General features: G+C 65.0%; 16 protein-coding genes and 1 tRNA gene. 8 read left to right on the forward strand and 9 right to left on the reverse strand.

The annotated features are described in order from the left end of the window. The 3 genes from WFP44_RS13790 to WFP44_RS13800 all read left to right on the forward strand — a co-directional run. Positions 1–1337: class I tRNA ligase family protein (locus tag WFP44_RS13790; RefSeq protein ID WP_419716507.1), on the forward strand; the 1337-nt coding region annotated here is incomplete at its 5' end. A gap of 241 nt (positions 1338–1578) precedes the next feature. Next, complete coding sequence (locus tag WFP44_RS13795) at positions 1579–2313, forward strand: 7-carboxy-7-deazaguanine synthase QueE (protein WP_336927176.1); 735 nt, start codon at positions 1579–1581, stop codon at positions 2311–2313. Next, on the forward strand, positions 2310–3785 hold the full coding sequence (locus WFP44_RS13800; RefSeq protein ID WP_336927178.1) for an MATE family efflux transporter: 1476 nt from the start codon (positions 2310–2312) through the stop codon (positions 3783–3785). The genes WFP44_RS13795 and WFP44_RS13800 overlap by 4 nt, the downstream gene beginning before the upstream one ends. 172 nt (positions 3786–3957) lie before the next feature. On the opposite strand, the gene WFP44_RS13805 is transcribed toward WFP44_RS13800, so the two are convergent. The 6 genes from WFP44_RS13805 to WFP44_RS13830 form a co-directional block, all read right to left on the reverse strand. Then, the gene (locus WFP44_RS13805) at positions 3958–5688 is read right to left on the reverse strand and encodes an ATP-binding protein (protein ID WP_377923098.1); all 1731 of its coding nucleotides are present in this window, start codon (positions 5686–5688) and stop codon (positions 3958–3960) included. 117 nt (positions 5689–5805) lie between these two features. Next, entirely contained in the window at positions 5806–6585 is a 780-nt protein-coding gene (locus WFP44_RS13810; RefSeq protein WP_336927182.1) for a TIGR02186 family protein, read from the reverse strand. Further along, on the reverse strand, positions 6582–7493 hold the full coding sequence (locus tag WFP44_RS13815) for a sulfite exporter TauE/SafE family protein (protein WP_336927183.1): 912 nt from the start codon (positions 7491–7493) through the stop codon (positions 6582–6584). The genes WFP44_RS13810 and WFP44_RS13815 overlap by 4 nt, the downstream gene beginning before the upstream one ends. Positions 7494–7547: 54 nt before the next feature. Further along, on the reverse strand, positions 7548–8762 hold the full coding sequence (locus WFP44_RS13820) for a hypothetical protein (RefSeq protein WP_336927185.1): 1215 nt from the start codon (positions 8760–8762) through the stop codon (positions 7548–7550). Positions 8763–8815: 53 nt separating this feature from the next. Next, entirely contained in the window at positions 8816–10333 is a 1518-nt protein-coding gene (locus WFP44_RS13825; RefSeq protein WP_336927187.1) for a glycosyl transferase family protein, read from the reverse strand. 204 nt (positions 10334–10537) lie between these two features. Continuing rightward, complete coding sequence (locus WFP44_RS13830) at positions 10538–10879, reverse strand: DUF3297 family protein (RefSeq protein ID WP_377923094.1); 342 nt, start codon at positions 10877–10879, stop codon at positions 10538–10540. Positions 10880–11041: 162 nt separating this feature from the next. Between WFP44_RS13830 and WFP44_RS13835 the strand changes: the two genes are divergently transcribed. After that, positions 11042–11126 (forward strand) — tRNA-Leu (locus WFP44_RS13835). A 58-nt stretch (positions 11127–11184) separates the two neighbouring features. Further along, complete coding sequence (tig, locus tag WFP44_RS13840; protein WP_336927189.1) at positions 11185–12711, forward strand: trigger factor; 1527 nt, start codon at positions 11185–11187, stop codon at positions 12709–12711. A gap of 63 nt (positions 12712–12774) precedes the next feature. Here tig and WFP44_RS13845 read toward each other — a convergent pair whose 3' ends face one another. Together WFP44_RS13845 and WFP44_RS13850 are read right to left on the reverse strand one after the other, a co-directional pair. Beyond that, on the reverse strand, positions 12775–14901 hold the full coding sequence (locus WFP44_RS13845) for a TonB-dependent receptor plug domain-containing protein (protein ID WP_336927190.1): 2127 nt from the start codon (positions 14899–14901) through the stop codon (positions 12775–12777). Between the two features lie 131 nt (positions 14902–15032). Further along, a complete protein-coding gene (locus WFP44_RS13850; RefSeq protein ID WP_336927191.1) occupies positions 15033–16547 on the reverse strand; it encodes an amidase in 1515 nt (504 codons plus the stop codon). Positions 16548–16686: 139 nt separating this feature from the next. Here WFP44_RS13850 and WFP44_RS13855 point away from each other — a divergent pair, with 139 nt between their 5' ends. The 3 genes from WFP44_RS13855 (at position 16687) to WFP44_RS13865 (ending at position 19143) form a co-directional block, all read left to right on the forward strand. Next, a complete protein-coding gene (locus tag WFP44_RS13855) occupies positions 16687–17370 on the forward strand; it encodes an ATP-dependent Clp protease proteolytic subunit (protein ID WP_336927192.1) in 684 nt (227 codons plus the stop codon). Between the two features lie 172 nt (positions 17371–17542). Continuing rightward, a complete protein-coding gene (gene clpX / locus WFP44_RS13860) occupies positions 17543–18811 on the forward strand; it encodes an ATP-dependent Clp protease ATP-binding subunit ClpX (protein ID WP_336927193.1) in 1269 nt (422 codons plus the stop codon). A 98-nt stretch (positions 18812–18909) separates the two neighbouring features. Then, the gene (locus tag WFP44_RS13865; protein ID WP_336927194.1) at positions 18910–19143 is read left to right on the forward strand and encodes a hypothetical protein; all 234 of its coding nucleotides are present in this window, start codon (positions 18910–18912) and stop codon (positions 19141–19143) included. Here WFP44_RS13865 and WFP44_RS13870 read toward each other — a convergent pair. Further along, positions 19140–20045 carry a cation diffusion facilitator family transporter gene (locus tag WFP44_RS13870; protein ID WP_336927195.1) on the reverse strand — a complete coding sequence of 302 codons (906 nt, stop codon included), beginning with the start codon at positions 20043–20045 and terminating at the stop codon, positions 19140–19142. The genes WFP44_RS13865 and WFP44_RS13870 overlap by 4 nt on opposite strands. Positions 20046–20048: the final 3 nt, after the last annotated feature.

Genomic DNA, 20048 nt, shown 5'->3' on the forward strand with positions numbered 1-20048 from the left:
CCCCCCCCCCCGGGGGGGGGGGGGGGGGGGGGGGGGGGCCCCCCCCCCCCCCCCCCGGGGGGGGGGGGGGGGGGGGGCGGCCCCTTACCGCGCCCGCGTCGAACCCCCACCCCCCAACCCCCTCCCCAAAGGGGAGTGGGGGCCTGCTGGCCCGCCACTATCCCAACGACCTGCTCGTATCGGGCTTTGACATCCTGTTCTTCTGGGATGCGCGGATGATGATGATGGGCCACGCCATGACCGGGCAGAACCCGTGGCCGCGCCTTTATCTGCACGGCCTTGTGCGCGCGCCGGACGGGCAGAAGATGTCCAAGTCCAAGGGCAATGTGGTCGATCCCCTCGGCCTGATCGACGCCTATGGCGCGGACGCCTTGCGCTTCTTCATGTGCGCGATGGAAAGCCAGGGCCGCGACATCAAGATGGATGAACGCCGCGTCGAAGGCTACCGCAATTTCGCCACCAAGCTGTGGAACGCGGCGCGCTTCTGCCAGAGCAACGGCATCGGCGCGAGCACCACCCTCGCCGCGCCTCCCGCCACATCGGCGGTGAACAAATGGATCGTGGGCGAAGTGGTGGAAACCGTGGCCGCGATCGACAAGGCGCTGGCCGATCTGCGTTTCGATGCCGCTGCCAACGCGATCTACCACTTCGTGTGGGACCAGTTCTGCGACTGGTATATTGAGCTGGTGAAGGGCAATTTCGACGCCGAGACGAAGGCCGTCGCCGGATGGGTGCTCGACCAGATTCTGGTGATGCTGCACCCCTTCATGCCCTTCATCACCGAGGAATTGTGGCACGCAGCGGGCGAGCGCCCCTACGAATTGATCTTGGCGCAGTGGCCCGCCCCTGCGGCCAGCGTCGATGCCGCGGCCAAGGCCGAAGTCGAATGGCTGATCGCGCTGATCGGCAATATGCGCACCGCCCGCAACGAACTGGGCATTGCGCCGGGCGCAAAGCTCGATGCCTATCTGCCCGATCCCAGCCCCGCCACGCGCGGCATTGTCGAACGCAACCCTGCCGCGATCGAGCGGCTGGCGCGATTGAACGGCGTGCGTTTCGAACCCGCCCCGGCAGGCGCGGCAATGCAGGTGGGTGCAGGCGATGCCAACATCGTCGTCCCGCTCGAAGGCGTGATCGACATCGCCGCCGAAAAGGCCCGCCTGCAAAAGGCGCTGGAAGTGTCCACCAAGGAAGCCAGATCGCTCGAAGGGCGGCTGAACAACGCCGCCTTCGTGGAAAAAGCCAAGCCCGAAGCGGTCGAAAAGGCGCGCGCCGACCATGCGATGCACAAGGCCGAGGCCGAGCGGCTGGCGGCGGCCTTGGCGCGGTTGGGGTAAGGGCGATTTCCTACAGGGCGGCGATAGGGCATGGCGCGGGCGAAATGATCCGCGCCAGACGCCTTGCCCTTTTGTGTTTTGCCCGACGCAGGTGTCAACTTCGCTTTTTGGGCATTTTCGCCTTTTTGAACAAGTGGTTGCATGGGAATTTGGCGATTGTCACGATGTCAACTTCGTCACTTTCGTGCGTGACCGCCCGCCCCCTCCCCCAATCCCCTCCCCTGATGTGGAGGGGGCTTGCATGACGCTCGCCCTCGCCACCGATGACACCGGCGGGCCGGAGATTTTCGCCAGCCTTCAGGGCGAAGGGCCAAGCGCGGGGATGCCTGTCGCTTTCCTGCGGCTGTCGCGCTGCAACCTTGCCTGCACCTGGTGCGACACGCCCTACACATGGCATTTCGAAGGCGATAACCGCCCGCACCGCGGCGGCGCGACCTATGACCGCCGGGCTAACCAGATCGTATTGCCGCTGGCCGATGTGGCGCAGCGCATCGCGGCGCTGGGGCAGAACCGCCTTGTCATCACCGGGGGCGAGCCGCTGTTGCAAGGCGCGCGGCTGGCCGAACTGGTCGCTCTGCTGCCCGCCATGATGGTGGAGATCGAGACCAACGGCACAGTGGCCCCGCCCGCCGCGCTCGATGCCTGCGTCAGCCAATACAATGTCAGCCCCAAACTGGCGCATAGCGGCAATCCGGCAGAACTGGCGCTGATCCCCGAAAGGCTGGCGCACTGGGGCCGCGAGCCGCGCGCCTTTTTCAAGTTCGTGATAGCCCAGAGCGATGATGTGGAGGAGGTGCTGGCCCTTCAGCGCACCCACGCCATCTCGCCTGCCCGCATTTTCCTGATGCCCGAAGGGACGGACAGCGAAACGTTGCGGCAACGCGAAAGCTGGCTCGCGCCGCTATGCCTGCGCCACGGTTTCCGGCTAAGCGACCGGCTGCACATTCACCTTTACGGGGACACGCGGGGAACATGAGTGATTTTGATGCCGGGGCACAAGATGCACCGGCCCGCCCTGCCTTTCGCGGCGATCTGACCGCCGGGCCGATCACGCGCACGCTGCTGCTGTTCAGCGTGCCCACGCTGCTGGCCAATGTGCTGCAATCGCTGAACGGCACGATCAATTCGATCTGGGTCGGCCGCCTGATTGGCGAAGAAGCGCTGGCCGCCACCGCCAATGCCAATATCATCATGTTCCTGCTGTCTGCCGCCGCATTCGGGCTGGGCATGGCGGGCACGGTGAAGATCGGCCAGCGTTTCGGGATGCGCAATATTGACGGTGCGCGCCGCACATTCGGCACGGTGGTGGGTTTCAGCTTTCTGGTGATGACGGCGATTGCCGTGCTGGGCTTCCTCTTCACCGCCTCGCTGCTCGATCTGCTGGGCACGCCGGGCGTGGCGCGGCAGATGGCGTTCGATTACCTGCGGATGCTGTTCGTTTCGATGCCGGTGGTGATGGCGTCGATCATATTGCAGATGGGCCTGCGCGGATCGGGCGATGCAAAAACGCCGCTGATCTTCATGGGGCTGACCGTGGTGCTCGACATTGCGCTCAACCCGCTGCTGATCACCGGCTGGGGGCCGTTTCCGCAGCTGGGGATTACCGGATCGGCGCTGGCCATGGTGATCGCCTCGGTAACCAGCTTTGGCGCCATGGTCGTGTATGTCTACCTCCGCGATCTGCCGCTGCGCCTGCGCGGGAAGGAGCTGTCCTATCTGCGGCCTGATCCGGCGGAAATGAGCTATATTCTGGCGAAAGGCGTGCCGATGGGCGCGCAGATGCTGATCATGAGCGCATCGGGCATTATCGTGGTCGGCCTTGTCAACCAGGAAGGGCTGATGATGACCGCCGCCTATGGCGCGGCGATGCAGTTGTTCACCTATATCCAGATGCCGTCCATGGCGATTGGCGGCGCGGTCAGCGCGATGGCCGCGCAATATATCGGCGCGGGAAAGTGGGGCGGCATTGCCCGCCTGACGCGCGCAGGGATGTGGGTGCAGTTTGCGATGACGGGCCTTGTCACTGCGCTGCTGCTGGCGTTTGATCGGCCTGCGCTGGTGCTGTTTCTGGGGCCGGACAGCCCGGCAGTGGACATGGCGCGGCATATCCAGTTTCTCGCCAGCTGGAACTTCATCATCTTTGGCGTCACGATGATCCTGACATCGGTGATGCGCGCGGCTGGTGCGGTGTGGGTGCCGCTGGCGATTTTGGCCGTGTCGCTCTACCCGGTGCGGCTGGGCTTCTATTACCTTACCTATGACGCGCTGGGATCGGATGCGATCTGGTGGAGCTTTCCGGTGTCGGCCTTTTCCGCGCTGCTGCTGGCGTGGTGGGCCTATGCCAAGCTGCCCTGGCGCGAACGCGCCCATGCCGAAACGGCGGCAGAGGCGCAGGAACAGGCCCATGCTGACGGGCAACCCGCCGGGCGCATGGTGCCCGATCTGTGATCGGCCCGCGCGGTTGGAATGCGCTGCAATGTTCCGGTGACCAGCCGGAACCAGAGGGCCAACGCCCGCCCGCAGGTGCCCCGTACTCCGGACTTGATCCGGGGGAAGGGAACAGCACCGAGGACCGCGCGCCCGGATGGGCGTGCGGAAGAAGCAAGTCGGCAGGGAAGCGTCAGCTTCCCTGCGTGCGCCAGCGCTGCACCACGCGGTCGACCTGTTCTTCCTCGCCGCCGTGCTCGCTCCACAGCTGGAGGAAGCTGGGATCTTCGGAAGCGGGGCGCTTGGCCTCTTCCAGATTGTCGAAGCTGACGCGGATGGGGATCGACACGCCTTCGCCGCAGATGATGCATTCGCGGTTGCGCAAGGCGGGAATCGAATCGAGGAAACCGCGCGCGCCTTCGGGCATGGCGGCCTTGACGAAAGCCTGGTCGCGGTCATTGTTGAGGCGCATCGAAATGATCGTGCCGCATTGCGACAGCACGCCTTCGGCAAGGTCGCTGGGGCGCTGGGTGATAAGGCCAAGGCTGATGCCGTATTTGCGCCCTTCCTTGGCAATGCGCGAAAGGATGCGGCCCACGCTGGATCCGTCGGCATTGCGTTCGTTGGGGACATAGCGGTGCGCTTCCTCGCACACCAGCAGGATGGGGCGGGTCTTTTCCTGCCGGCCCCAGATGGCAAAGTCGAACACCATGCGGGAAAGCACCGCCACCACGGTGGAGGTAATGTCCGATGGCACGCCCGACACGTCGATGATCGAAATCGGTCGCCCGTCGCCGGGCATACGGAACACCTTGCCGATGAACTTGGCCATCGTATCGGCCACCAGCATTCCGGAAAACATGAACTGATACCGCGGATCGGCCTTCAGTTCCTCGATCTTCGTCTTGATGCGCATATACGGCGCGGTGGTGGTCGCCTTGTCCAGCTTGCCCATTTCGTCCTGCAACATATTGGTCAGGTCGCTGAGCAGATAGGGGATGGGCGAATCGACGGTGATCTTGCCCATTTGCTGCGCCATGCGGTTCTTCGAGCGCGCGGCGAGCAGGCATTTGGCGAGGATGTCCTTGTCTTCCTGCAGATCGTTGCCGCTGGATTTCAGCAGCACTTCGCAATGCTCCTCGAAGTTGAGCAGCCAATAGGGCATTTGCAGGTTCGACACGTCGAAAATGGTGCCCGTGGTGCGAAACGCGGCGGAATATTCGCCGTGCGGGTCGATCATCACGATGTGGCCCTGTGGCGCCGCCTGACAGATGCGGTGCAGCAGAAGCGCGGCGCTGGTCGATTTGCCTGTGCCGGTGGAGCCGAGCAGCGCGAAATGCTTGCCCAGCAGCGCATCGACATAAATCCCGGCGCGAATATCGGTGGTGGGATAGACGGTGCCGATCTCGATCGCGCTGCGCCCGTCGCTCGAATAGATCTGCCGCAGATCATCGGTGCTGGCCGGGTAGACCAGCGCGCCGGGGATGGGATAGCGGGTGACGCCGCGGCGGAAGCCGTGAATCTTCCCGGTCAGGCGTTCCTCCATCCCCTCGCCCATGAAGTCGATATTGGCGACCACGGCGTTGCTGTCGCCCCGGCGGTCGCGCCGCTGGTTGCGCACGCTGGCCAGCAGCCAGCCGTCGCGGGTGCGGATCTTGATCTGGCTGCCCACTTGGCCCGCCAGCGCGATGGAGGGATCGGGATCCTCCATGCACTCGTTCAGCCGCACCATGTCGAGCGCAATCTGCGAGCCGGAACCGGCGATTTCCAGCACGACGCCAATGGGCTGCATCCGGTTGTCCGAATGCGCGACGTCGCCTTGTTCCGTGCCCCGCGCCGCCGCAGGCGTTACATCGGCGGCGGGAGTGCGCGCGCCATGCGGATAATCCCGCACCGGAGCTTCGGGAAAGGGCGACCGCGGCATTTCGTTCATGTTGTGCGTTATCCGGTGGCAGATTATCCACCTTCCGACCTAGGCACGCGAGGTTAATATCAGGTCAATTTCAAACCATTGGCTGCGCGGGGCAAGTCCCGGCAGGCGTCAGACCAAGGCGTAGAGGCGGCCCGCGGCCCAGCCCATGAACACCGACATCGCCACCGCCAGCAAACCATAGGCAAAGGCGTTCTCCTGGCTCTGTTCGGCCACCACGCGGTCAAACCCCTCCTTGCGCACATCGACATCCACACTGGCCGAGGCGATCACCCGCCCGTCGCGCACGGCGAAGGTTTCCGCGACATACCTGCCCACCACCACGTTGGATGGCAACGATATGCGGGCCTGATACAGCACGCCTTCGGAAATGGTGACGCTGTTCTCGTTCTGCTGGAACAGGCCCAGCCGCCGGCGCAGATCCACCAGCCCGGCGGTGAAGCGGTCATATTGCGCCTGGTCGATCGTGCCGGTGGGCGAAAGCTGCAACTGATCGAGGCCGAATTCGTAAATCGCCGCGGTGCGCGGATCGACAATCTCGGCCACCGGCGCGGAACTGGCCAGTGCAAAGAAGGACGGGACCGAGCGGAACGAAGTGGCCTCCGCATTCACCCAGATGCCGGCAATGCGCTGCTTCTCGCGGATGCGGATCGCCTGCGAAGGGCCGCGCAGGATCACCACGATATCGTAATCATCGCCCCCTCGCCGCCCGTCCGGTTCCAGAATGGCGCCGAACAGAAGCAATTCCGCCCCGGTAAAGCCCTGCCGCACCAACACTTCGTGCTGGCTGATCTCGGTCACCAGAATGGGATCGGCCTGCGCGCGCAGCGGTGGCGCCCACAGCGCCGCGAGAACCGCCAGCAGTGCGGCAAAGATCCCCAGCCCCCTCACAACGGCACCTCGGTATATACCTCATCCGGCACCACGCCCAGGCCGAACAGCATCCGCAGCGCCACCAGCAGCACGATCACCGCCAGCGCCAGCCGCAGATATTCGGGCTTGGCGCTGATCGCGATCCGCGTGCCGATCTGCGCGCCGCTGACCGATCCGATCAGCAGCAGCCCCGCCAGCACCAGATCCACGGCCTGCGTCGTGAGGGCATGGACCATAGTGCTCATCATCGTCACGAACAGGATGTTGAACAGGCTGGTGCCCACCACGACATTCGCGCTCATCCCCAGGATGTAGAGCATGGCCGGAACCAGAATAAACCCGCCGCCAACGCCCATCAGCATGGTCAATATGCCCACCACCATGCCCAGCAACAGCGGCGCGAGCGGGGAAATATAGAGGCCCGAGCGATAGAACCGCCAGCGCAGCGGCAGGCTGGCGATCAGCGGGTGGTGCCGCCGCTTGGCGGGACGCGGTGCGTCTTCGGGACGGCGGTTCATCGCGGATAGGCTTTCGCGCCCCATCAGCGCGCCGATCGTGCCCAGCAGCAGGACATAGAGGACAGAGATGACCACATCGATCTGGCCCCAGGCTTCGAGCACATTGAAGATCAGCGCGCCCAGCAGCGACCCCAGCAGGCCGCCCGCCACGGTCACCCCGCCCATCTTGTAATCCACCCCGCCCCGGCGACTTTGCGCAATCACGCCCGACACGCTGGCACCCGTCACCTGCGTGGCGGCGGAAGCCGCGGCAACGGTGGGCGGGATGCCGTAGAAGATCAGCAGCGGGGTGGTGAGAAAACCGCCACCCACACCGAAAATGCCCGACAAAATTCCCGTGGCACCGCCCAGCAGCACGATCAGCAGACCGTTCACCGCAAGATTGGCGATGGGCAGATAGACATCCATACCACCCGCCTAACCCATAGTCCGGCTGGATAGAAGGTGAACGGCGCCTTTGCCTCAAAAACCGGCGGATAGTGTGAGCGCCGGGCCACTCGCAGGCTCGGCATCGCCCGCCACGCGGAAGCGGTAATCGGCCGCCAGCCGGGCGCGGGCATCGCCCAGGCGGAAGGCCAGCGATGCGCTTGGCCCCACATCCAGCCGCGCGCCGTCCGCTTGCGCGCCGCCCCAGGCACCGGCACCGGCGCGCAGGTCAAAGCCATCCGCATTCCCGGCAACCGCCCGGTCAAGCCGCGCCTGCCCGTCCACAAAGGCGGTGGAATCGCGCCCGCCGACATAGCCCGCCTGCACATAGGCTTCGGCCGCAAAGCCCGCCGGCAGGCGCTGGACCGGCAGCTCGCTGACCGCGAAGACCGCCGGGCGCACTTCGTTGCCATTCGCCCGGCTTGCCGCGCGCACTTCGCCCGCCACGCGCAACGGCAGCGCGGCGAGCGGGCGGACGGACAGGCCCAGCGCTGCCTCCTCCTCGCGCGCACCCTGCAAGGCCACCGCGCCGCGCAGATAGGCCTGCGGGCGCTGGTGCGAGGCGGCGGCCAGATCGAAGCGGACAACCGCGCCCGCCTGGCTGCGGCCATAGGAGGGGCGGCCCGATGTGATCGGCGTGGTGGTATCCTCGCGCCACATCAGCCAGCCATCCGCGCTCCAGCGGCTTGCATTGCTTGCGGAACTGCGCGCAGCGGCAGCCGGGGGCGCGGCGGCCACGTTCGGGGCAGCAGGCGCAATCCCGCTCGCCTGCATCGCGGCGGCGGCGACGGAATAAAACTGCGCGATTTCGGGAAGTAACCGCATCTGGGAAAAGCCCGCCGCCATAAGCAGCGCGTGTCCGGCCGCTATTTTCGGCTGGACGGGCCTTGCCGCCTTGTTTGCGGACATTCTCCCACGCCTGCTTTCTGCTGCGGGATCACCAGGCGCGGCAAGGACGGAAGGCAGCGCGGATGGCGGTTCCGGCGCAGCGTCGGGCGCGAGCGGCGGCGCAAGCCCAAGCGGAGCCGGGTTCCAGTCGGCAGGGTCGAACGGGCCGGACAGCGCGCCTGTGTCCTGTGGCAAACGTCTTTTGGTTTCCGGGGCAGGCGCGCGGGGGCGGGGAACGGGCTTCGGATCGGCCACGAAACGTGCCGCGATCTGCGGGGCGATCGGGCCCAATTCGGCCAGCGGAGGCGCCCAGGTGAAGGCGCGCAGCACAACCCACCCGGCCAGCACCAAAGCCAGCAGCATAAGCGGCTGTCCCCGGGCGGCGGTGTGGGCAGTGTGGGCGTTGTGCGAACCGTTCATGCCGCAAACCCGCGGCCGGACATCGCGCCATTGCGCCAGTGTGCGGGCGCAAGCGGTTTCTCCGCCGCATCCAGTGGAGCGGCCGGATGGATGTCATGCAGGGTCTTGTGCCAATGCAGCGCGCCCCCGCGCAACTGCCGCCAATAATCCGCCAGCGCCCGCCGCCCCGCCATGATCGCGATCACATTGGCAACCGGAATGCGCAGCACGGCCCGCACACCTTCGATCCAGCCATGTTCGCGCGCGGTAAAGGCAAAACGCCAGGCCGCCCGCCAGATGAATGCCGCCAGATTGGCTGATACCAGAAATGTCAGCAGCGGATCCGCCTGCCACGGACGGGACAGCCCGCCAAAGTCGAGCAACAGGAACAACGCGGTCAACGCGAAGAAACTGTATCCGCAGGCCAGCACCAGCGCGGCAAATGGCCCGCGCCGGTCGCGCAGCCGCATCCACCCTTCGAGCAGGCGCCCCATGCCCGTGACAGGCCGCGCTTCCGGTGCAGTGCCCGAACCCGTTCCCCAGCCCAGCCGGTCCCATCCCTGCAAGGCGATACCGTGCACCCAGCGCGCCTTTTGCCGCACCGCCTGATCGAGCCGCGCGGGAAAGAAGGCGCGCGTGGCGATCAGCGATCCGTCATCGCCGTGCACGCGCAGGAAGCGCGAACGCCCGCCCAATGCATGGACCCGCATCCCGATCTCGTAATCCTCCGTCAGCGATTCGACCGAGAACGGGCCGGGAGAGGGCGATCCCGGATCTGCACGGCGCATCTGCTGTGCCAGCCGGTGCAGCATCCCCCGCTCGATCGCACAGCCAACCCCGGCGGCGGGAAGGCAGGTGCCCAGCCAGTTGCGCACCACCATGGTCTTGCCGTGCGCCTCGGCAAATTCCTCGCAATAATGGCTGCCGATCCAGCGGGATTGCGGCTGCGGCAGGGGCAGGACGGGGATCTGCACGAATTCGGCGTGATCCACCGCACGGTCGATCAACGCCAGTTCGGCCGCATCAACCATGTCCTCGGCATCGTGCAGCAGGACCAGCCGCGCCGGCCGCCCGCGCCGCGTCTCGTCCACTTCCAGCGCGCGATAGAGGCGATTCAGGCAATCGGCCTTGGTACTGGGCCCGTCGCAATCATGCACCACCAGCCGCACGCGCCGGTCAGTGCCTGCGCCGCGCATGGCAGATTCCAGCGTGGCCGTGTCATTGCGGTAAATGCCAACATAGATGACATAATCGGCCTGCGGCCAGGCCTGCAGCGCGTGGGCGATGGTGTGGCCGATGACCCGGTCTTCGCGCCAGGCCGGGATAAACACCGCCGCCGTGCCCGCCAAATGGCGGCACCGCAGATCCTCGCGGTCAACCACCAGCCGCTTCGCGTGACCCGACAGCTTGAGCCAGCCGAACAGGCCATCGACTAGCAATTCATCCAGCGCACCGATCAGGAAGAACACCCCGGCGAACAGCAAGAGTTCACGCTCCATCAGCGCCAGCCAATGCAGCAACGTCCAGTCGCCCATCTTCCCCTTGCGTCCCGCCTGTTATGCCCCGGGCAGCCTGCGCACCCTACGCGCGACTACCTATTCTGTCCGGCCTAACCCAGATGGCAAAAAAGGCAATGGGGTGAACGGGACAGCCTGCAAGAATCGTCTGGCCAGCGCAGGTTATGCAAAAAGGCGGGCCGGATCACGCCAGCCCGCCATGGGTGCATCGCCGTTCAAAAATCAGGCCTTGTTGACCGGCGCGTCCTCGCCCAGATCCTCATACCAGGCCTCCACCGGGCCGCTCAGCTTGATGGTCAGGGGGCGGCCGCGCCGGTCCATCGCCTTGCCGGCCTGCACGCGCACCCAGCCTTCGGACACCGAATATTCCTCGATATCGGTGCGCACCCGGCCCTTGAAGCGGATGCCCACGCCGCGCCGCAGTTTCTCGGCATCGAAGAACGGGCTGGCCGGATCGATTGCCAGATGATCGGGCGGCATGTCGGCCCCCGATGCGGCGGCAGGATTGGTTTCGGGAGCGGGCTGGGCATCCTGTGGCGGAGCGCTGGAGGTTTCGTCTGTCATGCGCCTGCGCTTAGCCGCTGCCCCGCCATCAGATCAAGCCGCCCCGGCTTGCCCCCTGCCCGGCCCGTATCAGCCCAATGGCCGCTTGCCCTTTTGCGCGGGCGCATTTAAGGGCGAGCGCCTGTTTGTCAGGCACGTGGCCTGGGAGAATTCGTCGGCCTTGCGGGCGTGGCGGAACTGGTAGACGCAGCAGGTTTAGGTCCTGCCATCGCAAGATGTGGGGGTTCGAGTCCCTTCGCCCGCACCAGCGTCCGTCCCGTTTCCCCGTTTCCGGCCTCAGATCGGTTTGAAAAGAAGGTTACCCAATGCAGATCGTTGAAACCAGCAATGACGGCCTCAAGCGCGCTTACACGCTGACCATCCCGGCCAAGGATATCGAGGCGCGGATCGACAGCGAAGTGAAGAAGATCGCGCCGCAGGTGCGGATGCCGGGCTTCCGTCCGGGCAAGGTGCCGGCGAATCTGATCCGCAAGATGCATGGCGAGGCGCTGCATTCCGACGCGCTGAACACCGCGCTGCGCGAATCGGTCAACGGCCTGATTGCCGAAAAGGCGTTGCGCCCCGCGCTGCAACCGCGCGTCGACATGGCCGAAGGCTATGAACAGGGCAAGGACGCCCAGCTGACGGTGGAAGTCGAAGTGCTTCCCGAAATCGAAGCGCCCTCGGTTGACGGGCTGAAGCTGGAAAAGCTGGTCGTGCCGGTTACCGACAAGGATCTGGACGAGGCGCTGGCCCGCTTTGCCGCCAACCAGAAGAGCTGGAAGGACGCCGCCAAGACCAGGAAGGCCGCCAATGGCGATCAGCTGATCATCGATTTCGTGGGCCGGGTGGATGGTGTCGAATTCGAAGGCGGCAAGGCCGAGAATACCCCGCTGGTGCTGGGTTCGGGCCAGTTCATCCCCGGCTTCGAAGATCAGCTGGTGGGCGTGAAGACCGGTGACACGAAGACGATCACCGTCACTTTCCCCGCCGATTATCCGGCGGAAAACCTCAAGGGCAAGGACGCCGAATTCGACATCACCGTGCAGGCGGTGAAGGTCGAGGACGAGACCAAGGTGGACGAGGACTTCGCCAAGTCGCTGGGCCTCGAAAGCCTCGACAAGCTGAAGGATCTGGTGCGCATCCAGCTGGAGCAGGAAACCGCCGGCCTCACCCGCACGCAGATGAAGCGCCAGCTGCTCGACAAGCTGGCCGCCGATCACGATTTCCCCGTGCCGCCGACCATGGTGGAGGCCGAGTTTGCGCAGATCTGGCAGCAGCTGCAGGCCGAAGCCGCGCGTGAAGACGATCCCGAAGCCGCCCGCGCCGAGATCGAGGCGGAAAAGGACGATTACAAGCGCATTGCCGAACGCCGTGTGCGTCTGGGCCTGCTGCTGTCCGAAATCGGCCAGGCCAATGGCGTGGAAATCACCGCCCAGGAAATGTCGATGCTGATCCAGCAGGCCGCCGCGCAATACCGTGCGGAAGATCGCCAGCGCTTCATCGAATATGTCCGCAGCGAACCGATGGTGCAGGCCCAGCTGCGCGCTCCGCTGTATGAAGACAAGGTGGTCGATTTCCTGTTCGACAAGGCCGAAGTGACGACCCGCGAAGTCACCCGCGAGGAGCTGGAAGCCGCGATCGAAGCGGAAGAAACGCCCGCCGCCGACGCGAAGCCGGCGAAGAAGGCTGCGGCCAAGAAGCCCGCCGCCAAGAAGGCGGAAGCCAAGGCTGACGAAGCCGAAAAGCCCGCCGCCGAAAAGAAGGCTCCGGCCAAGAAGGCAGCCGCGAAGAAGGCAGACGCTCCGGCCGAGGAAAAGCCCGCCGCCAAGAAGCCGGCGGCCAAGAAGTAAGGCGCCGCCGCAAGTGTGGTTGGGAAAGGGGCGGCCCGGCGACGGGTCGCCCTTTTTCGTATCCTAGAAGCTGCCCGACACGCTGAAATTGAACACTTGCCCGATTTTCAGGCGGCGGTCCTCGGTGAACAGCACCGGCGCGGTGTCGCGCGGCCCGTCATAAATAGTGCGCACCATCACGTTGCGCCCGTCAAACAGATTGCCCACGCGCAGCCGCATCGTCAGCCCCAGCACATCCTTGTTCTCGACGAAGGCCGCTCCGAAAGTGGGCACGTTGTAATCGAGCGTCACCTCCGCCACGCGATAGGCGAGCGCGTTGGTTGTGTGGCGAAACTCCAGTCCCCAGGCCCAGGTGGTTTGCGGCACGTCGTGGCGCAGATCCAGCCGCAGTTCGAAGGGCGAATTGCGGTCGAAGCGGCGCTTCTCGCCCGTGACAGGATCGATCAGCGAGCTGTCCTCTGCCGTCACCCGCGCATCCAGTTGCGCGCCCTGCCAGCCCACCGCCGGGCCCAGTTGCAGCCGCCCGTTGAAGCGCAGGCCATAACGGCGCGCCCGGTCGATATTGCCGCGCGATTCCAGCCCGCCAGCTGTGGGAATGATCGTGATGAAATCTTCCACCCGATGGTCGAACACCGCCAGCGTGGCCGATCCCAGCACGCCGAAATTGCGCGTGATCTCGATCTCGCTTTCCCAGCTTTGATCGGGACGCAGCTGGTTGTTGCCCGAATTCTGGTTGTTTTCCGACAGGTTCACGCTGGCGAGGAAATCGCCGAAATTGAGCTGCCCCACACGCCGCGCCAGGCGGAAACTGATATCCAGCCCGTCCGCCGCTGCCCACGCCAGCGAGAGCGAGCCCTTGGGCCGCAGGAAGGTGCGTGACAGCGCGTTGCTGCCCGTCTGCGAAATGGTGGAATGTTCCGCGCCTGCGCCAATTTGCAGGCTCAGCCCGGTGGCAAGCTGCGTGCCGTAGCTGAGGATCGATTCGTACCGGTCCTCGCGCACGCCGCCCTTGCCGGCCGGGAAGGGGATTTCGACAAACGCCGTTTGCGCCGGGCTGTAGATGAACAGGCTGCCCACATTGTCCAGCCGGTTGAACGCCGCCTCGGCCGACAATTGCCAGTCGCCGCCCAGCATGGCCCACGAATATTCCGCGCGGCCAATCCGCTCGCCCGTGTCGCTTTGCCGGGTGAAACGCGTCCCGAAGGTGGGATCGCTGCCGACATCAAACAGCGCCTGCGTGCGAAAATTGCCGCGCCGGAAACTTTCGAGCGCGATCAGCTTCAGCCGCCCGTCCAGAAACGGAAATTCGACATCCGCACCCAGTTCATAGCGCCGCTCGTTATTCTGCGTGCGCAGCGCCTCCAGATAATCGGGCAGCGGATTGCCGGTGATGCGGCTTTCGTTTTCGTAGCTGCGGAAGATCACCAGCCCGCCGGTCAGGTTGAGGTTCACCTTCACATCGGCCGCGGGTTCAAAGGCGAAGCTGCCGGTTATCTGGGGGCTGCGAAAATTGCCTGCCTGCGTGTTGAAACGCGGGTCCACCGTGCCATCGGCATAGGTGAAGATCGCGGGCCCTTCTGATCCGCGGATGAAGGTATTGACCGACAGGCCCAGCGAGTAATCAACGCCGCGATAGGTGCCGCGCGCGGATATGTCGCCCTCGCTCCAGCCGATGGGTGCGGGGCCGGTGGAGGCTTGCGGCCGCCAGCTGAAATTGCCGGCAATGGTGCTGGTCTGGGCAATGACATTGGCGACCTGGCCCGAAAGGCCGGGGATTTGCAGGCTGGCTCCGTCGACAATCTCGATACGCACCACATTGGCCGCCGGGATGCGCGCCAGTTCATCCTGCACGCTGTTCGATTTGCTGGAGATACGATCGCCGTTGATGAGCAGATTGCCGCTCGCCTCACCAAAGCCACGCCCGCCGCCGCCCGGCCCGCCGCCGCTGATCTGGAAGCCCGGCACCTGCCGCACCATGTCCAGCGCGGTGCGCGGTGCCACGCGGGCAAAGTCGGCAGGGTAATAGACGCGCGGCGCATTGGTCAGCGCCAGTTCGGCGGCAAGGGGGGCGGCATCTTCTGCGGCGGGGTTGGCAAGCAGATCACCCGGATTGACCGGCACCTGCGCCTGCGCCTCTGCCGCTTCTTGCCCGAATGCTGGCACAGCGCCGCTCAGCATGGCGACAGCCATGGCGACGCGACCCGACCGGTTCTGGCAGTTTGAAAGCAGCTTTGCATCCCCCTTGGTGCAGCAAGTTGACTAAGTCCGGCCCCGCTAGACCCAAGGGACAGGGGTGGCAACGGGCTTAATGTAACAAACTGTCATTCCCCGTCGGGTGACCACGGGGCAAAACGCGGGTGCATCAGGGCGGCGGTCCGCGCCCGTTCAAAGGCTGCGCCCGCCTGCAACACGCGGTGATCGCTCCATTTGTGGCTGATGAAGGACAGGCCCACGGGCAGGCCCTCCACCGCGCCCATCGGCACGGTCAGATGCGGATATCCGGCAATCGCCGCCAGACTGCCCGCGCCGATGCCGCTGGTGAAATGGTCGCCCAGCACCAGATCGATCGGCCAGGCCGGGCCTTCGGTGGGCGCGATCAGCAGCGCGACATCATGCTGTGCCAGCAGCCGGTCGATTCCCTCTGCCCCTGCCAGCCGCAGCGCATTGGCGCGCGCGGCGGCATAGGCTTGCGTATCGGTGGTTTGGGCGGCGGTTTCAAAAATGTCCTGCCCGAACCAGCGCATTTCGGCGGCCGCATTGGCGCGGTTGAAGGCGATCACATCGTCCAGCGAACGCACCGGAATATCGGCAGGCGATCCGGCGAGATAGGCGTCCAGCCCCTCGCGCAATTCATACAGCAGCACCGTATATTCATCCGCCCACATCTGCGGGTCGGGGGCGTATTCGATATCCACCAGAACCGCTCCCGCCCGCTCCAGATCGGCCAGCGCCTGCGCAAATACCGCAGCCACGCCTTCATGGCCGCCGATCTGCCCGCGCAGCACGCCAATGCGCACGCCTGCGAGTGAAGCGGTGTCCAGCCCGGCGGTGAAATCGCGGGCAAAGTCGTCGGCGTCGGCAGTGGCAGGGTCTGCCGGATCGCTGCCCGCGATTGCCGTAAGCAGCATCGCGGCATCGCGCACGCGCATCGCCATGGGCCCGGCGGTATCCTGCGAGTGGCTGATGGGAATGATATGCGTGCGGCTGACCATGCCGACCGTGGGCTTGAATCCCACAATCCCATTCACGCTGGCGGGGCAGGTGATCGACCCGTCGGTCTCTGTGCCGATCGCCGCCCATGCCAGACCCGCTGCCACCGCCGCCCCGCTGCCGCTGGAGGAGCCACAGGGGCTGCGGTCGGTCGCGTGCGGATTGCGCGTCTGCCCGCCCACTGCGCTCCACCCGCTGGAGGAGCGGGAGCTGCGGATATTGGCCCATTCGGACAGGTTCGTCTTGCCCAGCACCACGCCGCCGCTCTGCCGCAAGCGGGAAATGAGCGGCGCATCGCGCCCGGTCATGTTGGCTGCCAGCGCCAGCGATCCAGCGGTGGTGGGCCATTCGCGGGTCTCGATATTGTCCTTCACCAGAACACTGCGCGCAAACAGAGGGCCATACGGGTCAACCACCGATGCAAGAGCATCTTCGGCGGTGGTGGCCTGCACGATGACGGCGTTGAGCAGTGGCCCGGCGTCGTCCCGTGCGGCGATGCGTTCCAGATAGCTGGCGGGCAGCGCGTAATCCGGAACCGGGTGGGAGTGCAAAGAACCCTGCGCCGCGCCAAGGGATGGGGTAAGGACAGCAACGGCAAGTCCGGCGGCGAGGATACGGTGTTTCATGCGCCATGTCTGCGCCGCCCCACCGGCATTGGCAATATGGCCCGAAGCCTCGCGCTGTTGCGGACAATTTTCCGCCCCCCTTGCACATCACGCCATCAGGCGCGACATAGGCGCCATCTGATTACTTGCGAGGGCATTCATGTTCGATCTGTTCGGCGACAGCCGCGACCGTTTTTCTCCCGATCCCGTTACCGGCGCGCTGGTGCCTGTGGTGGTGGAAAGCACCAGCCGCGGCGAACGCAGCTTTGACATTTTCAGCCGCCTGCTGCGCGAACGCATCGTGTTTGTCACCGGCCCGATCGAAGACAACATGGCCAGCCTGATCGTGGCGCAGCTGCTGTTTCTGGAAAGCGAGAACAGCCAGGACATCTCGATGTACATCAACTCGCCCGGCGGCGTGGTGACGGCGGGCATGGCGATCCATGACACGATGCAATACATCAAGCCCAAGGTGCGCACCGTGTGCATCGGGCAGGCCGCATCGATGGGCAGTTTCCTGCTGGCCGCGGGCGAGCCGGGTATGCGCGTGGCGCTCCCAAATGCCCGCATCATGATCCACCAGCCCAGCGGCGGCGCGCGCGGCATGGCGTCGGATATCGAGATTCAGGCCAAGGAAATCCTGCGCATCAAGGCGCGGATGAACGACCTGTATGTCAAATATACCGGGCAGAGCCTGGAAGCGGTGGAACGCGCCATGGACCGTGACACTTTCCTGGAGGCCGACGAAGCGAAGGCTTTTGGCCTTGTCGATGCCGTGTTTGCCCACCGGCCCAAGACCGACGGGGAAGAAACGGCACCAGGAACGGGCGGCGCGCCGGAGTAAGGAAACCCCTGCCCATCTGTAGCATTTTGGCAACCCTGTCCTTTCAGGCTGGCGCAAGGCGCGGGGATATAGGACAGGGCCTGATTGATATATCGCGCGCGCGGTTTACACTGCCGCGGCGAGTCCTGTGCTTTGGCGGGCATCCCGTCCGTATGGCGCAGCAAGGAAGGTTATGACCAAGTTGAGCGGATCCGATAGCAAGAGCACCCTTTACTGCAGCTTCTGCGGCAAGTCCCAGCACGAGGTGCGCAAGCTGATCGCCGGCCCCACTGTGTTCATCTGCGATGAATGCGTGGAACTGTGCAACGACATCATCCGCGAAGAAGCCAAGGGCGGCGTCGCGGGCAAGAAGGACGGCGAAATCGCCACGCCGCGCGAAATCTTCGAAACGCTGAACGATTACGTGATCGGACAGGACCGCGCGAAGAAAGTGCTCAGCGTTGCGGTGCACAACCATTACAAGCGCCTGAAATATTCGGGCAAGTCGAACGATGTCGAACTGGCCAAGTCCAACATCCTGCTCGTCGGCCCCACCGGCAGCGGCAAGACGCTGCTGGCCCAGACGCTGGCGCGCACCTTCGATGTGCCCTTCACCATGGCCGATGCCACCACGCTGACCGAAGCGGGATATGTGGGCGAGGATGTGGAGAACATCATCCTGAAACTGCTGCAAGCCAGCGACTACAATGTCGAAAAGGCGCAGCAGGGCATCGTCTATATCGACGAAATCGACAAGATCACCCGCAAGTCGGAAAACCCCTCCATCACCCGCGATGTCAGCGGCGAAGGCGTGCAGCAGGCGCTGCTCAAGCTGATGGAAGGCACCACGGCCAGCGTGCCGCCGCAGGGCGGGCGCAAGCATCCGCAGCAGGAGTTCCTGCAGGTGGACACCACCAACATCCTGTTCATCTGCGGCGGGGCGTTTGCGGGGCTGGAAAAGATCATCGGTGATCGCCTGCAAAAGCGCAGCATCGGTTTTGGCGCCAATGTGTCCGATCCCAGCAAGGCGCGCGTGGGCGAAATGCTGCAAAAGTGCGAGCCGGAAGATCTGCTGAAATTCGGGCTGATCCCCGAATTCGTCGGCCGCCTGCCGGTGATTGCCACGCTGCACGACCTCGATGTCGAAGCACTGGTGACCATCCTCAAGGAACCGAAGAACGCGCTGGTCAAGCAATATGCCCGCCTGTTCGAGCTGGAGGATGTGACCCTCACCTTCACCGACGAGGCGCTGGAGGAAATCGCCAAGAAGGCGATAACCCGCAAGACCGGCGCGCGCGGCCTGCGCTCGATCGTGGAGGCGCTGCTGCTCGACACCATGTTCGACCTGCCCGGCATGGATGGGATTTCCGAAGTGGTGGTGGATGCCGATGTCGTCCACGGCCGCAAGGAGCCGGTGCGCGTGATGGACGGCAAGAAAGCCAAGAAGGAAGAAGCAGCCTGATCGCTGCGGCCTTTCTGCTCGCGGCGGGGTTTTCCGCCGCGCTCTGGTGGCTTTCGGCGCAATATCGCCCGCGCTTTGCGGGACGCAGGCGCATGGTCATGAACTGGGGTTTTGACGGGAAGCCCAATTCATGGGCCCCGCCGCGTGTGGGACTGGCGATTATCCCTGTGCTTGGCACGCTGGTCTTGCTGGCTCTGGCGGTACTGCTGGCATGGTTGACCCCGCCCGAAGAGAGGGCGGCGGCATTGCCCGTAATCCTGCTGGGCGGATTAGGCCTGCTGGCGGTTCATGCTGGCCATCTGCATTTCGCCCTGCGCCAGCGGGACGACTAGCCGCAGCCCCCGCAATCGGCGCCCGCCACCTCCACCTGCACGGTTACATGGCCGATGGCGTGGTGGTGCGCCAGTTCCTCGGCCAGATCGTGCAGGAAGGCGTCCCCCGGATGCCCGCCGGGCATGATGAGATGCACGGACAGCGCGGTTTCGGTGGTGCTCATCGGCCAGATGTGCAGGTCGTGCAGGCTGGCAACGCCGGGAAGGCCTGCCAGAAAGCCGCGCACTGCCGCCACATCGACATTGGCCGGTGCCGCACCCAATGCCAGCTTGACGCTCTCTTTCAGCAGGCCCCATGTGCCCACCGCGATCACCGCCACGATCACCAGGCTCACCAGCGGGTCGATCAGCGCCCAGCCGGTGAGCAATATCACCGCGCCCGCCAGCACCACGCCCACCGAAACCAGAGCATCGGCAGCCATATGCAGGAAAGCGCCGCGAATATTGATGTCGCCCTTACGCCCGCGCATGAACATCAGCGCGGTGGCGGTGTTGATCGCGATGCCCACGCCCGCCACCCAGATCATCGTCCAGCCCTGCGGCTCCACCGGATCGATCAGGCGGAGAACCGTCTCGAACAGGATCGCGCCAATCGCCACCAGCAGCAGCATGGCATTGGCGAGCGCGGCAAGAATGGTGGAGCTTTTCAGCCCCCAGGTATAGCGGGCGCTTGGTGGGCGCCGCGCGGCAAGGCTGGCCCCCCACGCGATAAGCAGGGCCAGCACATCGGACAGATTGTGCCCCGCATCGGCAATCAGCGCCATCGAATTGGCGAGGATGCCGAACACCGCTTCCACCACCACGAAGGCGGTGTTGAGCACTACGCCGATCGCAAAGGCGCGGTCGTGGTTTACCGGGTCATGATCATGGCCATGCCCGTGATGATGATGCCCCCCGCCCATCGC

Source organism: Alteraurantiacibacter palmitatis, from assembly GCF_037154115.1.
GTDB classification, from domain to species: domain Bacteria; phylum Pseudomonadota; class Alphaproteobacteria; order Sphingomonadales; family Sphingomonadaceae; genus Alteraurantiacibacter; species Alteraurantiacibacter palmitatis.

What these genes read in the sequence shown, in the direction of transcription:
- WFP44_RS13795 (WP_336927176.1), top strand. Translation starts at nt 1,579, where the DNA reads ATGACGCTCGCCCTCGCCACCGATGACACCGGCGGGCCGGAGATTTTC.
- WFP44_RS13800 (WP_336927178.1), top strand. Translation starts at nt 2,310, where the DNA reads ATGAGTGATTTTGATGCCGGGGCACAAGATGCACCGGCCCGCCCTGCC.
- WFP44_RS13805 (WP_377923098.1), bottom strand. Translation starts at nt 5,688, where the DNA reads ATGCCGCGGTCGCCCTTTCCCGAAGCTCCGGTGCGGGATTATCCGCAT.
- WFP44_RS13815 (WP_336927183.1), bottom strand. Translation starts at nt 7,493, where the DNA reads ATGGATGTCTATCTGCCCATCGCCAATCTTGCGGTGAACGGTCTGCTG.
- WFP44_RS13820 (WP_336927185.1), bottom strand. Translation starts at nt 8,762, where the DNA reads ATGCTGCTGGCTTTGGTGCTGGCCGGGTGGGTTGTGCTGCGCGCCTTC.
- WFP44_RS13825 (WP_336927187.1), bottom strand. Translation starts at nt 10,333, where the DNA reads ATGGGCGACTGGACGTTGCTGCATTGGCTGGCGCTGATGGAGCGTGAA.
- WFP44_RS13830 (WP_377923094.1), bottom strand. Translation starts at nt 10,879, where the DNA reads ATGACAGACGAAACCTCCAGCGCTCCGCCACAGGATGCCCAGCCCGCT.
- tig (WP_336927189.1), top strand. Translation starts at nt 11,185, where the DNA reads ATGCAGATCGTTGAAACCAGCAATGACGGCCTCAAGCGCGCTTACACG.
- WFP44_RS13845 (WP_336927190.1), bottom strand. Translation starts at nt 14,901, where the DNA reads ATGGCTGTCGCCATGCTGAGCGGCGCTGTGCCAGCATTCGGGCAAGAA.
- WFP44_RS13850 (WP_336927191.1), bottom strand. Translation starts at nt 16,547, where the DNA reads ATGAAACACCGTATCCTCGCCGCCGGACTTGCCGTTGCTGTCCTTACC.
- WFP44_RS13855 (WP_336927192.1), top strand. Translation starts at nt 16,687, where the DNA reads ATGTTCGATCTGTTCGGCGACAGCCGCGACCGTTTTTCTCCCGATCCC.
- clpX (WP_336927193.1), top strand. Translation starts at nt 17,543, where the DNA reads ATGACCAAGTTGAGCGGATCCGATAGCAAGAGCACCCTTTACTGCAGC.
- WFP44_RS13865 (WP_336927194.1), top strand. Translation starts at nt 18,910, where the DNA reads ATGAACTGGGGTTTTGACGGGAAGCCCAATTCATGGGCCCCGCCGCGT.
- WFP44_RS13870 (WP_336927195.1), bottom strand. Translation starts at nt 20,045, where the DNA reads ATGGGCGGGGGGCATCATCATCACGGGCATGGCCATGATCATGACCCG.